Source organism: Providencia sp. 6390, assembly GCF_058148425.1.
The window spans coordinates 156,548-171,680 of record NZ_JBYVYL010000009.1 but is presented as its reverse complement, the minus strand read 5'-3'; the positions used below and the strand labels follow the sequence as shown (position 1 = coordinate 171,680).

At 40.9% G+C, this 15,133-nt stretch carries 13 protein-coding genes; 5 read left to right on the top strand and 8 right to left on the bottom strand.

The features are described 5' to 3' along the window. Nucleotides 1–70 precede the first annotated feature (70 nt). Together gntK and gntU are read left to right on the top strand one after the other, a co-directional pair. Nucleotides 71–613, top strand: a complete 543-nt coding sequence (gene gntK, locus AC3Z9T_RS17825; protein ID WP_490127437.1) for a gluconokinase — start codon at nucleotides 71–73, stop codon at nucleotides 611–613. Next, nucleotides 610–1,968 carry a gluconate transporter gene (gene gntU / locus AC3Z9T_RS17820; protein ID WP_490127436.1) on the top strand — a complete coding sequence of 453 codons (1,359 nt, stop codon included), beginning with the start codon at nucleotides 610–612 and terminating at the stop codon, nucleotides 1,966–1,968. Before gntK ends, gntU begins: the two co-directional genes overlap by 4 nt. 61 nt (nucleotides 1,969–2,029) lie before the next feature. On the opposite strand, the gene AC3Z9T_RS17815 is transcribed toward gntU, so the two are convergent. The 8 genes from AC3Z9T_RS17815 to AC3Z9T_RS17780 form a co-directional block, all read right to left on the bottom strand. Continuing rightward, entirely contained in the window at nucleotides 2,030–3,256 is a 1,227-nt protein-coding gene (locus AC3Z9T_RS17815) for an SGNH/GDSL hydrolase family protein (RefSeq protein ID WP_490127435.1), read from the bottom strand. Next, the gene (locus AC3Z9T_RS17810; RefSeq protein WP_490127434.1) at nucleotides 3,207–4,397 is read right to left on the bottom strand and encodes an SGNH/GDSL hydrolase family protein; all 1,191 of its coding nucleotides are present in this window, start codon (nucleotides 4,395–4,397) and stop codon (nucleotides 3,207–3,209) included. Before AC3Z9T_RS17810 ends, AC3Z9T_RS17815 begins: the two co-directional genes overlap by 50 nt. Then, entirely contained in the window at nucleotides 4,384–5,802 is a 1,419-nt protein-coding gene (locus AC3Z9T_RS17805) for an MBOAT family O-acyltransferase (RefSeq protein ID WP_490127433.1), read from the bottom strand. Before AC3Z9T_RS17805 ends, AC3Z9T_RS17810 begins: the two co-directional genes overlap by 14 nt. A 310-nt stretch (nucleotides 5,803–6,112) precedes the next feature. Beyond that, nucleotides 6,113–6,919, bottom strand: a complete 807-nt coding sequence (locus AC3Z9T_RS17800; RefSeq protein WP_490127432.1) for a protein bax — start codon at nucleotides 6,917–6,919, stop codon at nucleotides 6,113–6,115. 465 nt (nucleotides 6,920–7,384) lie between these two features. Beyond that, nucleotides 7,385–8,530: a DUF4056 domain-containing protein gene (locus tag AC3Z9T_RS17795; RefSeq protein ID WP_490127431.1), complete on the bottom strand. Its 1,146-nt coding sequence runs from the start codon at nucleotides 8,528–8,530 to the stop codon at nucleotides 7,385–7,387. Continuing rightward, nucleotides 8,530–9,675, bottom strand: coding sequence for a BamA/TamA family outer membrane protein (locus AC3Z9T_RS17790; protein ID WP_490127430.1), 1,146 nt, complete (start codon nucleotides 9,673–9,675; stop codon nucleotides 8,530–8,532). The genes AC3Z9T_RS17795 and AC3Z9T_RS17790 overlap by 1 nt, the downstream gene beginning before the upstream one ends. Then, on the bottom strand, nucleotides 9,675–10,676 hold the full coding sequence (locus AC3Z9T_RS17785) for a hypothetical protein (RefSeq protein WP_490127429.1): 1,002 nt from the start codon (nucleotides 10,674–10,676) through the stop codon (nucleotides 9,675–9,677). The genes AC3Z9T_RS17790 and AC3Z9T_RS17785 overlap by 1 nt, the downstream gene beginning before the upstream one ends. Before the next feature lie 199 nt (nucleotides 10,677–10,875). Next, nucleotides 10,876–11,058 (bottom strand): hypothetical protein, encoded by a 183-nt coding sequence (locus tag AC3Z9T_RS17780; protein WP_490127428.1) that lies wholly within the window; start codon nucleotides 11,056–11,058, stop codon nucleotides 10,876–10,878. 302 nt (nucleotides 11,059–11,360) lie between these two features. On the opposite strand from AC3Z9T_RS17780, the gene AC3Z9T_RS17775 reads away from it, so the two are divergent. The 3 genes from AC3Z9T_RS17775 to dcuC all read left to right on the top strand — a co-directional run bounded on the left by AC3Z9T_RS17775 (nucleotide 11,361) and on the right by dcuC (nucleotide 14,931). Beyond that, a complete protein-coding gene (locus AC3Z9T_RS17775) occupies nucleotides 11,361–12,824 on the top strand; it encodes a DUF4026 domain-containing protein (protein WP_490127427.1) in 1,464 nt (487 codons plus the stop codon). Nucleotides 12,825–12,891: 67 nt separating this feature from the next. Next, nucleotides 12,892–13,347 carry a regulatory protein RecX gene (locus tag AC3Z9T_RS17770; protein ID WP_490127426.1) on the top strand — a complete coding sequence of 152 codons (456 nt, stop codon included), beginning with the start codon at nucleotides 12,892–12,894 and terminating at the stop codon, nucleotides 13,345–13,347. A 225-nt stretch (nucleotides 13,348–13,572) separates the two neighbouring features. Then, nucleotides 13,573–14,931 (top strand): anaerobic C4-dicarboxylate transporter DcuC, encoded by a 1,359-nt coding sequence (gene dcuC, locus AC3Z9T_RS17765; RefSeq protein WP_490127425.1) that lies wholly within the window; start codon nucleotides 13,573–13,575, stop codon nucleotides 14,929–14,931. The last annotated feature ends 202 nt before the right edge of the window (nucleotides 14,932–15,133 follow it).

Here is a 15,133-nt window from a genome sequence, read left to right as displayed (position 1 = left end):
CAATCGAATACCTATTATCAGTAAACTAAAATTAGCACTAATTTCTATTTTAACACCTGAGGAGTTTCCAATGAGTGATACCCAAACACAAAATTATACGTTTGTCCTTATGGGGGTATCGGGTAGCGGTAAATCAGCTGTTGCAAGCGGTGTCGCGCAACAGACGAATGCGGCTTTTTTAGACGGTGATTTTCTACATCCAAGAGCCAATATTCAAAAAATGGCTTCAGGTCACGCACTGAATGATGATGATCGCCAACCTTGGCTCGCTGCATTAAATGACGCTATTTTTGCTATGCAACGCACTAATGCAATTTCATTGGTTGTTTGCTCTGCATTGAAAAAAAGCTATCGCGATAGATTAAGAGAAGGAAATAAGAATCTCTATTTTATCTACCTGAAAGGGGATGCTGAGCTCATTGAAAACCGCCTCAAAGCACGTAAAGGTCATTTCTTTAAACCTGAAATGTTAGTTTCACAGTTTCAGGCACTGCAAGAGCCTACATCAGAAGAACAGGATGTTCATGTTGTCGATATTCGCCCATCACTTGATGTGGTGATTGAAAATACTCGTACGGCTATCCACCAAATTGTATCTGGAGGCAATCCATGAACACGCCTGTTGAAACATTAAGTACCTTAACATTGGTGCTGACGGCAGTCGGCTCCGTTGTACTACTGCTGTTCCTCGTGATGTATGCACGTTTGCATGCTTTTGTGGCTCTAATGATCGTGTCTATCGGTGCAGGGCTATTTTCAGGTATGCCAGTGCAAGATATTACTGCCACCATGCAAAAAGGGATGGCTGGTACGCTTGGGTTTTTGGCGATTGTTGTCGCACTCGGTGCGATGTTCGGTAAAATCCTGCATGAGACTGGGGCACTCGATCAAGTTGCCAATAAGCTATTGCATCTGTTTGGTGAAAAGCGTGCTCACTATGCCGTTGGGATCGCAGGTTTAATTTGTGCTTTACCACTATTTTTTGATGTGGCAATCGTCTTATTGATCGGTGTGGTATTTGCTGTCGCAAACCGCACAGGTCATAACGTTGTTCGTATGGCTATCCCGCTATTTGCGGGGGTTGCAGCGGCGGCGGCGTTCCTATTACCGGGACCAACACCAATGCTAGTCGCTTCGCAAATGGGCGCTGACTATGGTTGGATGATCTTGATCGGCTTGTGTGCGGCTATTCCGGGTATGCTATTAGCTGGCCCGCTATTCGGTAACTTCATCAGTAAGTACGTTAACATTGATATCCCAGCTGATTACCAAGCGCCAAAAATGGATCATGGCAGAATGCCGAGTTTTGGTTTCAGCTTGAGTCTTGTGTTGTTCCCTCTGGTACTCGTTGGCCTAAAAACGATTGGAACTCATTTTGTTGAAAAAGGCTCTAACCTTGAGCATTGGCTCGAGTTTATTGGTCATCCATTTACGGCTTTATTATTAGCTTGTCTGCTGGCAATTTATGGCCTAGGTTTCCGCTATGGCATGAATAAAGAAAAGGTGATGGAAGTGTGCTCAGCGGCTATTCAGCCAGCGGGTATTATTCTGTTAGTAACCGGTGCTGGTGGTGTGTTTAAACAGATCCTCGTTGATTCAGGGGTTGGCCCAGCGCTTGGTGATTCCTTGATTGGCGCAGGTTTGCCGATTGCAGTGGCATGTTTTGTCCTTGCGGGAGCAGTACGTGTGATCCAAGGCTCTGCAACTGTTGCTTGTTTAACGACGGTTGGCTTGGTTCTGCCAGTCATTGGTGAGTTAGGTTATTCAGGTGCACAGTTAGCGGCACTAGCAACGTGTATTTCAGGCGGTTCTTTGATTCTAAGCCATGTGAATGACTCAGGTTTCTGGTTATTTGGTAAGTTTACTGGCGCAACAGAAGCACAAACGTTGAAAACGTGGACAGTCATGGAAACGATTTTAGGTACCACAGGTGCTATCGTCGGTATGGTTTTCTTTGCTTTCTTGTAGCTGTTAGTGTGATAAATAAAAAAACCGTTCAAATGAACGGTTTTTTTATTTATGAAGCCAATTAATTCAACATTTGGCTTAGCTGGCGGTAGAGTGCTTGGGCACTCTTTTTATAACCTTCAGCGGATAAGTGAACGTTATCAGGTCTAGCAAGGTCTTGGGCTGCCCATGAACGGATAGAACAAGGTCCACCCATAAAGGCTTGCCAATCCCAAAACAGTGTGTTTTCTTGTGCTGCAACTGCTTTTTGGATTTTAATCACATTCATCAAATGCACTGGCATTTTCGCTTCGCAACTGGCGGCATTGCTAAATTTCATGGAGTCATTTGGGCCAATCAATAAGATCACGCTATCAGGCATTCGTTGGCGGATCTGACGGATTTTTTCACGCAAGCTTTGTTGGTAGGCCGCCAAGTCTAAATTGTCATTGAAGGCTTCGTTAGTGCCATAAGCTAAAATCACCATGTCAGGTGACATCTGCGCTAGCGTTTCAACCCATTGCGGCTGCCACTTATCAAACATATTAATGGTTGCGCCATTAATACCAATAGCGGATAAAGTGACTCCCGGACGATTAGAGCGAAGGAGCCATCCACCCAATTTTAGGTTGTTGTCATTGCTTACCGTGACTTCAGCAGGTAGCTGAATGTTTACTGGCGTAGAAAAACGCCATGTATTACCCGTTGTAGGCAGTGAAATAGGCGATGAGCTTGCAGGGGAGACATACATCTGCCCACCCGATGAGTTTTGATAAAGTGCTTGTAACTGATAAGTGCCTGCGGCAGCTTGTAATGGGACTAGCTGTACACGACTTGCTGGGGTCATAGGCAATGCAATCAAACCACCAAGTGGGTAATCAAAGCGCTCATCTTTACGGCTACTAAACAGTTCCCATTGCTGCTTATCACTTTTACGATTGATTGTCGCAGTGCGCTGCCCCGGTACTGAAATGGCAGGAACAAAACCAGGGCCTGCATCACCATAGCGCTGCTGGAACAAAGTCCTTAAATCACCACTGAAGAAGTCAGCCGCTGTGTGTGAATCGCCAATTTGTACAATATGGACTTGTTGATTGCCTTGCTTGAGTTTGTTAGCAAGGCGGCTTAGGTTTGGTTCCGCATTGTTGATCAACTGACCTTGTACGTCTGCTTCTGCTAGCATTCGTGTTGAGCCTTTAGTTGTCCGTTCTGTACTTTGTTGGCAAGACAACAGACCGAGAGACAGCAGTGCGATAACGCTAGCTGCCGCTACTTTGGATTTGGCCTGACGCAATCTGTTCCGCTTCATGAGGGACCTTTTCTTCTTCTACATCATAATGGATGAGTGAAAACACTTTTTCAGCAATCGCTTGCTGCCCTTTTGGGCTGAAGTGGATCCCATCACCACTTCTTAGCTTGATTTTGCTGCTATCATCGCCGAAATAATCTGAATAAGTGAGGTCTTTATATTTAAAGACATCATTGACAGAAAAATAAATTTCACCGCTATTTTCGACTTCGGATTGGTAGAGTCCTCTTAAGAACTGCATACCATCTGATAGGGAGGTTTTACGCATATTAGGAGGGCCAACCCAAATGACATCGACATTGTGTTGGCGCGCTACCGTTAATATATCATTAATGCGCGAACGATACACCTGCTCCCACATTTCACTTTTAAACTTCACATATTTATAACCAGTATCAGGCGGCATATCCCATGGGTCATTTGGACCGAGGAAAACCACAAGTACTTTAATTTTGGGATTATCATCCAAGGCTTTAGCAATGGTTTGTGGCCAATTAAAAAAACGAGGGTAAGCAAGACCAGTGCTTTGCTTACTCAAATTAATGCTATCAATATTATATTGTTTCAATAGCATGTTTTTTACATGCGGTGCCACGCCTTGCATCATTGAGTCGCCAGCAAACAGTACCTGATCATTTTTTTCCAGTTTTGCGATGGTTTTGGCAATGATAGGCCCCGTATGAATTGCTTTTATGGGGCCGAATTTATCTGATTTCAATGCTGCTCGTGCTGGTTGTCGTTTCAGTAGCTCAGGGAAGGTGATGGACAGTGATTCAGCAGGATATATATAGCCATTAACAAAATGCAAACCAACGCGATAGCCATCAGGGAAGGCTAGTTTGTTGTTTGGGTTCGCGGCAGAAAGTGCTGAGGCTTCTTTTTCATCTTGTGCCTGCTGACCCGATGCATGATAAAAAAATACGCTGCCAGCCGCTAAGGCACCATCATTTAAATAAGCACCGTAATCCCACACAGGGTTACCCGATAAACCTGACCATGGAGTGTCGCGATGATATTTTTGCTGCCAAAAGCGCTCCAGGGAGCCCTGATTGAGCCAAATCAATAACAAGCCTGCGACTAAAACAATAAAAAAGACTTGTCCGGTTTTTATTAGATTTTTTTTAAACTCAGAAGTTAGCATAAATAAATCCCGGCATTCCTGAAGGTGAAAGCATGAACATAATGGTCAAAATGACAGCGAGTGGGATTGGGTAGTAGTACCAAGCGATGTTTTGATACTTTTTCGCGACATAATGATATGACTGCACAAAATAGGGATAAAGTAGCAGTAAAGCCCAAAATGCAATTAGCAGCCCTAAGCTAGAACTGATAGAAGCCATAAATCCAGGCGCAGTAAATTGTGAAATCATGATTAACGCATCATCGAAAGTTTGGCTGCGGAAGAAAATCCATGCGAAGCAAACAAAATGGAAAGTGATGATCCGTGATAGTAATGTTGAAAGTGCTTTATTAGGAATACCTTTTGTCCAACCGAGCTTTTCTAAACAGAGTGTTTTCAAGTTAAGTAGCACAATACCAAGTCCGTGGATTGCTCCCCAAACGACAAATGTCATTGCCGCACCATGCCATAAACCGGATATCACCATTGCGAGAAAGACATTGGTGTTCATGCGGCTGAAACCTTTGCGATTGCCACCTAATGGAATATAGATATAGTCGCGAATAAAGGTTGATAGACTAATATGCCAACGCGCCCAAAATTCTTTTAAGTTAGCAGCCAGATAAGGCGCATTAAAGTTCACCGGAACACGGAAACCAAGCAATAAAGCAATACCGGTGACTAAATTAGTGTAACCAGAGAAGTTAAAGTAGATATTCCATGCATATGCATAGGTGGCGACAAGTATTTCGCCAACACCAAAGCCAGCAGGGGCATCAAAAACGGGATTGACGAAGTTTTCTGACAAGTAAGCACTAAATAAGAAAAGCTTCACTAGCGCTAATGAGATTAGCAGGATGGCTTTTCTGGCATCGAGTATTTCTCGGCTGTCCGCTTGGATTTGTGGAATAAAGTTTTTAGCTCGGTTGATGGGCCCAGCGACAATACTCGGAAAAAAGCTAAGGTATAAGACGACATCAAAGAAGTCTGCTTTAGGAATTTCTTTACGGCAAACTGAAACAGTGTAGCTGACGGAATGGAATGCATAAAAAGATAATCCAAGCGGCGCTAATAACTCGATGATAGGCAATCCAACATTGAATCCGAATTTGTCGAAGGTTTGCTGCAATGTTTCTTGAAAGAATGAATAGTACTTAAATGCGGTGAAACAGCTAATAATGCCGATAGCTAGAAGGGTAAATATCCATTTACTGGCGAGCCAATTTGATAACCAATTGGTTAGGAAATAAATAAACAGTGTGTACCCGAATAAGATATAAGCAAAGTCGGGGCTAAATGAATAAACAAAAAAGTAACTTGCCGTTATAAGTAACCCATTTTGAAGCTTTGCACTAGGCTGGCAGCTCCAATAAATAAGGAAAAACACCAAAAAAGAGCCAAGAAATTCGAATGAGAAAAAATTCATAGAGGACTCAAGTTGTTAATTATTGTTGTTGCTCGTCAGACTTCTAGCTGCAACATTGAAGACAATATGTGTTTTTACTAGTGGAGATCCACTAGAAATTCATTTTCTGTCACTTAGTTGCACTTATAATCATTTAGAGTATAGATGAATATCCACATCATATTAATAATCAACGTGGTTGCAATAAGAAAAAATCCATTTTTCAATAAAGAGGATGTGATGCAGGTAAAATTTCCTGTATGAGAGATAAAAAAAATCCACTTCTTAATAAAGTGGATTTTTAGTGAATGCTTGTACCTGGTGATACAAATTAAATTCGATTAGATGCCGTTTTTTGAGCTTGTGTAATCAATTCTTCATTGCTCGCGTACATCTCTTGCAAATAACGGTTATAAGTTGAACCTAACTGCGAATACCCTTTCATATCACTGATAAGCTTTGAAGTATCTAGCTCATCCTTTGACAGTCTTTGTTTCGCTCTAGACGATCGTAGTGACTCGTAGGCATTATGGGTATTCATGTTTTTCATATAGGCTGATACAGTTTCTTCTACAGAATCGTAGGCTGAATAGCCTTTCACTTTCCCTTGCTTGATCTGGCAGCCGCTGCCACATCTCATACCAAACAGATTACCGTTTTGTTGTGCTAACTGTGAAGTTCCCCAACCTGACTCAGTAGCAGCCTGTGTCGCCACTAAATGTGTTGGCATAATATCAACACGGCTCAATAACTTATCCCAATTGATACGATTTGGTGTGGTGCAAGTCATACCATAGCTATTACAAATTTGTGCTAGGCGACGTAACTCTTGAGCGCTCCATTTTTTATTGGCGCGCACAGAGAGTAACCATTTACGCTCTGCCATTATTTCTTGATTGACCTTTTCAATCACAGGGACAACCGTTTTCAAAAACGCTTTCTTACGTGGTGTACCGGATGGGTATTTTCGCAAATCAGGCAGAGATGTTTGAGCCTGATTTGAGCTCTGCACGGCCTTGTGAGAATACTCTTTCTTGAGTGTGGTACTGGTGCTAGTTGAGCCGAAACTCAAACCCGAAAATAAAAATAACAGTAAGAAAGCGAAGACGGCTTTTGTCCTCATCGTTCGAGAGGGCATTTGCTTCTCCTAATTTCTCTGAACAAAAATCGAGCGAATAGTAGCAGAATAATTTTTAGGGAGCTACTTTTATCCGGCTGACTTTAACGAAATTACTGTATTTTTTTGTTTTTAATTGTCACTTTTTTTATGTTATTGTTGTTAATTGGTGTTTTCGGTTTGTTTTTTTTGGTTTCATCATTAAACTAATTAATATTGATAATGTTTTTACAGGTAAAATGAGTTAACTTAAGTTAAATTTGACTAATAATTATACAGTTCACTTGGTTATTATAAGGTTATTTAGGTTGTTTTTTGTGCGAACGATTGCTTGTTTTTTGTTCGAAATTGAAAATTCAGACTTTTGTCAGAGGCTGAAGATACAAAAATGAGCTTTTTTAATGATTGAAAAATGAGCAACTCATCTAGAGTGTCAGGACGAAAAATAGTCAACCGTTTCATTATGGAACTGTGGTAATAATATACTCAAAATAGTACTCGTTGCTGTTGTTGATCTTGCTGTTGTGCATTCTCAGATAGAGTTGAAAAATCGGTTTCGCTCCAAAAATCCTTAGGAATTGGCAACTGCGCCATATTTGATGTAGGCAATAATCTAAATTGTGCAAGTTGCTGTAAGCGATAATGTAGATAAGAAGTTGGTAGGCTTAAACGCAAACCTTCAGTTGGTATCATTTGTGATGGCATTAAAGGGTAGCGATCGTCGCCCGTTTGGTAATCTCTAGTGAGGACAAGAAATTTTTCAGGGATACGTCGATAGCTGTTCCACCATAGCCCATCCACATGATCAAACATACTGCGGGTGTGTGGCTTATCATTTGCCCCTAGTTGCTGTAAAGCGTATGGCAAGATCCCTGCCATGGATTGAGAAAACATGGGCAGGGATTGGGCACGGCCCTGCAAAATTAATGTCATTGATAAACGTGCACCGAGCAAATTAGAATAAAGATCTTCTGGTGAAAATGCAGATATGCCTTCAGAAAAGCCAGGAACCGATTGATAACCATACCATTGTGCTATCTCATGCCATACCGCAAGTTGAAAGGCGAGTCTGGCAGCTAAATAAGCGCTTAAGGTATAGCGCTGTTCTGGACTCGAGGGCGGCTCGAAAGCCATAAAAACGATTTGCCTACTTGCTAGCTCATCACTCAATGGTAATGTCCAGCTTTCACCTAAACGTGGGTAGATCTGACTAAATAAATACAAGGTGTAATCTGCGGTATCTCTTACATGGGAAATATCAATGAAACCACTTCTATCTGTATATAGAAGTCCGATTTTTTCATTGCTTATACCCATTAAAGCGGCGGTCGCACCAAAAAAGCTATCATTGTAGTGGTGTTCACCCAATTTATCGGCCTCAACGATATTATCGATGGTATAAAAAGGAATGGGAAGACCCCACAGTTGTGCTTGTAAATCATAGCCGAAGGCACAGCAAGCTCTCAGCCCTTGCGGTGGATTTAAAGGTTCGAGAACGGGCCATTTTTGGCTAGCAGATTCGTAGGTATCACTGCTTAATTGAGGCGATACGGCAGGTAAATGCGTTGTCGGGTTGCTTTGACATGCATTCAACACGAGAGCAAACAGGATGATGGTTAACGGTTTTAGCATTAAAAAGCTTCCCCTACTTGGAAATAAAAACCAGTGCTGTTGCGACCAACACCAAAATCGAGGCGCACATTCATTCTAGGTTTAAATTCAAATCGATATCCAGCACCAATACTTGGCAGCCAATGCCCTTCACCTAATTCAGAGGGAGAATCACTCATGGTTCCTGTTCCCACCCAACCTACGATACCATGTCGCCAATCAAGTTTATGTCTTAGCTCTAACTGAGTACTTAAAATATTGTTGTCACGATAGCGGCCTTCATAATAGCCACGCATGCGATTACTATTACCTAATAAAGAAAGTTGGTTCCATGGCACATCACCAGTCGTAAATCGCGCGTAATTATCCAGTGCGACGACGGTTTTTTCGGTGAGTTCATGATAATAAGCATATTGTAGCTGGGTGCTTTGAAAACGCGTATCACTGCCTAAATTAGGTGAAAAATAGGTATAGATTGTTTCGAATGTTTGCCCGTGATGTGCATTCGGTAAAAAGTCTCGAGTATCGTAGCTAAAATAAGCGCTGATACCTGAGTTAATGACTGAGCGACCCCCTTCAGTTTGCTGAAAATAGCGTTTAGCTCCTTCATCAGGATCACTGGCATTAATAGAAGAAAAATTCCAACCTAATCCAACATAGGTGGCATCAGTCAGACGATATAGCGCACGAGGTGTTATTTGGAATTCTTGGGAATGGTACTTTTCTTTATTATGATCATTTTTACCCGCAGCGTAACCTTTTCCCCAATAATAAGTCGGGATGTTATTGAGAGTACCAGAGACGAATAATCGCCATTGGTCATGGTCAATAAAATTATAGTTGGTGAAATTTACGCCAAATGCTCCAGTGGATGAAGCAAAACCGCTTAATCCGATGGATGAGGGCTGAGTTATTTTGTCGTCTTTATCGATACGATATAAACCGACTAATGCGGTACCAATGCCTACACCCATTTCTGGCGTATAAAAGGGACCGGGCAGTAAACCCCAATCGATAGTTTTGCTTTCGTCGAAACTATTCGAGCCGCCAAGTTGATTTAACCAAGTATCAATTTTTTGCCGATCAGGCAGTAATTCGGCTTGAGTTGGCAGGGTAATAAAAAGGCTGAGCAGTGCCAGCCTTTGTAAACGGTGTTGCGGAAACATTAAAAACGGAACTCACCTGAGATATAGAAGCTATTACGGTTATTAAAACCAATTTCAGTTAGCACATTAAAGTTACGTGTTAATTCAACGCGTGCACCGACAGTATTATTCCATTTATGAGCAAGATGCTGTTTAACATCGAATTTTGTATCTTTAGGTGCGAGTACCATCCATTGATTAAGTTCTGGCGGTAAATTGAGTTTACTGATATCTCCTTTAAAACGTTGAGTAATATCTTGATACATGGCACCGGTCCACACTTGGATTTTTGTATTACCATAACCACTGATTAATGGATCAAAAACGAACTCATAACCAATACGAGGTGTAATGACTAAGGCAGAAATATCACCGTCTAAAATATCTAAATTTGTTCTCGTATAGTTTGCATCTAATGTGGTAAAAAACTGATTATAGCCACCTGCGAAAGTGACACCACCACCATAGGTTTTCCCTTCGTAGTCTAATTCAAAAGGCAAATCCTTTCCGATAGGGATAATGTAATCTTTTCCCCAAGGTAATTTAATTTTAGCTTCTACATTATCTAAATTTGTTTTTGATGTGCCTTTAGTTTTTCCGTAGAGGCCATATACGTTCATGAATGGAAATACCCAAGCATCAAGCTTTAACATATGTGACTCGTTTTTACTGCGGGTATGGCCAGTTTCAATATTAAGCATTTCCCCTAAATTCATTCCTGAATTTGAATTAAAGCCTATTTTATCTACCACAATATCTTGACGTAAATTCATATAACCATAACTCACCCCAAACGGCTCTGGGATATCATAGCCTTGAGCTCGCGCTTCATTACCCCAAATAGGTAATACACGAGATTCGCTTGATGATGAGCGGGTTATACCACCCTCACTATTATTTTTAGGGGCGCCTGATTCACTCATGGTGACAGAAAAAAGGGGACGATCGCTGTCAGCAAAACTGAATGGGATAGAAAAACAAAAAGAGAATAGCAACGCTTTACTAAGTTGAATGCGTGTCATAGGTAAGCTCAACATTGGAATAGACAGAAGAAAATACATCAATAAAAGATGTATTTAAGGTTAGCATATTTAGTTGATTGATAAATGGCGTTAAATGCTTTGTTTTGACAAAACTTGACTTAGGTTGAATATTTGGCGCTTAGAAGAGGAAAAAGCCGACAGAGTTCACGGTATCGGCCTTATTTCACAGCTTAAAAAACTATTTTGGGTTGTTTTGATGGAAGTGAACGCGCTCATGGAAATAGGCTTTTAAATGATCTTCCATTTGGTGAACTTTTTTTTCTAGTGCATTAACTAACACATCATCATTGTTCATATCATAAACACGTTCCATTGCGAGTTCGTCAACGTATTTTTTTTGCTCTTTTGTGAGTTCTGTCATAGTGTAAACCCATGCTTAAAAAAGGAATATCCATGATTGGACAGTTGAATTAGTAACATTGTGCCTGAGTGTTGATTTATTGAAAAGAAGAATAATCGATTGTTGTATAGGCTCTAAGTAACTCAAGGTTTGACGCCATACTCTAATGAAAAGCTCTACAGCTTGAAGTATGACGAGTATAAAGACAATTTTAAAATATTTGGCCTAATATCACGATATAGAACCGTTAAGACTATTCACAATACAAATTGCCAGTTTAAGCTGCTATCCTCTGAAGAGATGATAAATTATGGGTTTGTCTAATGAATAATAAACAACAATATCTTGATATTGCTGCTGGTCAGGGCGAAAAAGAAGCCTCGATGATGGTGGCTATTCCAGCGTCTGAAGTTACTTTATCTCTCCTCGAGCAACGCTTAGAACAACAACAATATTTTACTGGTGGTGAAATCGATTACTTACCTGAAGGGGAAGGGGATTTTTTCTTTTCTTGTCAACGTGGTGATGAAGAGCTGCGTTTTTATATCTCCCTGGTTGATAGCGACCCTGAATATGTGATTAATCCTTATTTTGCCACCGATCCGATTAGCGCTGAATTATATGCAGAAGCGAGTGCTGCACCACAGGCCGTGATTGTTGAATGCATTTTTCAAGATCAGCCATTAGTGAGCTATTTGCAGCAATTAAAAATGATCCAAATACTGGCACCTGATTTATTGTTAGGTTTGGATTTATCTGCCGCAGGGAAAGTTTTCACTCGTGAGTGGCTAAACTTCCAGCTCATTGATGATCTGATGCCAAGTATTGATTCATTATATGTCGTACATGCGATTTATGACCAAGATGATAACGATGAACAGCAATCAGACTCTGAACGTAGTCCGACTATGTACTGGTTCCATACTCATGGTCTTGCGCGTTGTGGCTTATCGGAAGCTGAAATTATTATCCCTCATCCAATAGCTTCTTATTATGGTATTCCTGAGCTGTTTTGGAGCTTTGTGAATAACAGTATTACCCATGGTAAAATTGTGTTTAATGAACCGATCTTTATCGGTCAAACCGAAAGTGGTTATGAATATTTAGTGGCATTGCCATTCGAAGAAGGCTTAAAGCATGTGGGACAATCCACACCTATCGATGATTTAAAGCCTCTTGAAGAAATGAATTATCAGTTTGGTGATGAAAATTCACAGCGCTTTATGGGAGATTGGCATGATCGTGATGAATCACATCAACACCCATCGGTCATGTTATTCCGTGTGACACAAGAAGAACCAGTACTGGAAAGCTTTTTTAAAGGTTTTGAAGATCAAAATGCCATGATGTTTATGCGTACCGACGAAGAAACTGCGGATATGTCTCGTAAAGCGAAATTGCGCTGGCAATACTTTACCCATATGTTAGATAACTATGGTCCTAAACCCGTCGCGCAGAAGAAAGGATTCCTGTCTAAGTTATTAGGTAAATCAGCCGAAGAAGAAGAGTCGGAATGGCGTTTCTTGGTGAAATGTGGGATAGGTTATCATGATGCTGAAGAAGAGTACGATGGTCATGAGCATATGTGGTTTGAGCCAGTATCGTGGAATGGTGATCAATTTGAAGGTCGTTTGATTAACCATCCTTTTTATGTTCAAACTATGCAAGAAGGCAATGTATATCCACTGACACGTGATGACATTACCGATTGGACCATTTATTACCAAGACGGTAGCTATACACCTGATACTATTTATAAATTATTGTCGGGTGCACAAGTTCACTAAGTTTCTTACTACTGCATCGAACAAAATGGGCACGAATGTTGCCCATCTTTAATTATAGAGTCCACCGATGAATGAATCTGAATTATATCAATATGCTCTCTTCATGTTATCGCGCCGTGACTATGGAACCGCGGAGTTACATGCACGAATGAAACGTCGTATGTATGAAAAAAATGAAGGCATAATCGATGACACTTTAATTGAAAGGGTGATTGCACGCTTAAACGAACAACACTTTCTTGACGATGTTCGTGTACTTGGGTTGCACTTGCAAGGCTATATTCGTAAAGGATATGGGCCGTTGAGAGTTAAGCAGGAACTAAAACAAAAAGGTTTTGCATCTCATTTGATCGATTCGCAATTTGAGAACCTTGATGTTGATTGGTTTGAGCTCGCAGTACAAGTGCGCTGTAAAAAATTTGGTGATGAAGTTCCGCAAGATTTTAAAGAAAAAAGTAAGCAAATTCGTTACTTACAGTATCGTGGTTTTTCTGGTGATATGATTTTTGAACAATTTCGTTAACCTGTAAGCCTTTCAATGTGTTCTCTTCAAAAAATACTACAAATTTGGAGAGATAGCCTCTATATTCCTTCCTGCAAAAAATTATTAGCCACTCGATATAATGAACAGCGATTTTTTTATCATAATTATCTGCAGCGGGCATGATCCGCGTCAGTAAATTTTGCTTAACATTTGTGCAGAGTACGATGAGATAAAATTACAATATAAGACAGGCAGGAGAAACACATGATTGAGCTTTTAATCGGCGTCATCGTCGCGATAGGCGTTGGGCGCTATATTATCAAAGGCTACTCAGCAACAGGCGTGTTAATGACTGGAGGTATTTTACTCTTAATCATTACCGCTATTATGGGTAAAAGCATTTTGCCCGAATCGGTAAAAGCAACGGGTTGGCGCGTTACTGATATTCTTGAATACATTAAATTCCTATTGATGAGCCGTGGTGGTGATCTAGGAATGATGATCATGGTGCTGTGTGGGTTTGCTTCTTATATGACCCACATTGGTGCTAATGATGTGGTGGTTAAGATCGCCTCTAAACCGTTAAAAATGATCAATTCACCTTATTTGCTGATGGTTGCGGCTTATATTGTGGCATGTTTGATGTCACTAGCGGTTTCTTCGGCGACAGGGTTGGGGGTGTTGTTAATGGCGACACTGTTCCCTGTGATGGTCAACGTGGGCATCAGCCGTGGTGCTGCGGCGGCAATCTGTGCATCTCCAGCTGCAATCATCTTAGCACCGACATCTGGGGATGTTATTTTAGCGGCTAAGGCTGCTGAAATGCCTCTGATTGATTTTGCCTTTAAAACGACACTGCCGATTTCAATCGCAGCGATTGTTGCTATGTCGATTGCGCATTTCTTCTGGCAGCGTTTTCTCGATAGAAAAGAAAACGTTAAAACAGAAATGTTGGATGTAAACGAAATCAAAACTCATGCACCAAGCTTTTATGCCATTTTGCCGTTCACGCCAATTATTGGTGTACTGATTTTTGATGGTAAATGGGCGCCAGAACTGCACATTGTTACCATTATTGTTGGTTGTATCATTATGGCTGCAATTATTGAGTTCATACGTAGCTTTAGTGCCAAGCATGTTTACTCAGGGCTTGATGCTTGCTACAAAGGTATGGCCGATGCATTTGCAAGCGTTGTGATGCTGTTAGTGGCTGCGGGGGTATTTGCGCAAGGTTTAAGTACCATAGGCTTTATTAAAGGCTTAATCGATCTAGCGCAGTCTTTCGGTTCAGGCGCCATTGTGATGATGATTGCATTGGTCATTATTACTATGCTAGCGGCAATGACAACCGGTTCTGGTAACGCGCCTTTCTATGCATTCGTTGAATTAATTCCTCATTTAGCCAAACAAATGGGTGTCAATCCTGCTTATTTAGTGATCCCAATGCTACAAGCATCTAACTTAGGCCGCACATTATCGCCAGTTTCAGGTGTTGTGGTTGCGGTGTCAGGGATGGCGAAAATTTCACCGTTTGAAGTGGTGAAGAGGACATCAATACCTGTGCTGGTTGGTTTAGTGGTCGTGATCATCGCGACTGAGATATTGGTTCCGGTATATCTTTAGCTAAACAACTAATGGTTTAGCGATCATTAAAAGTGGCTGGAAATACTCTTTTCAGTCACTTTTTTATTTAAATTCGAATAGTTAATAACGCTATTAATTAATAGCCTGTTAATTTTAAGTGCTCTTTTTTTAAACACAACTTGGCTTTTTATCTGCCTATTAATTTCATTTTTTATTATTAAGTACTTTTTTTTGCGATCTA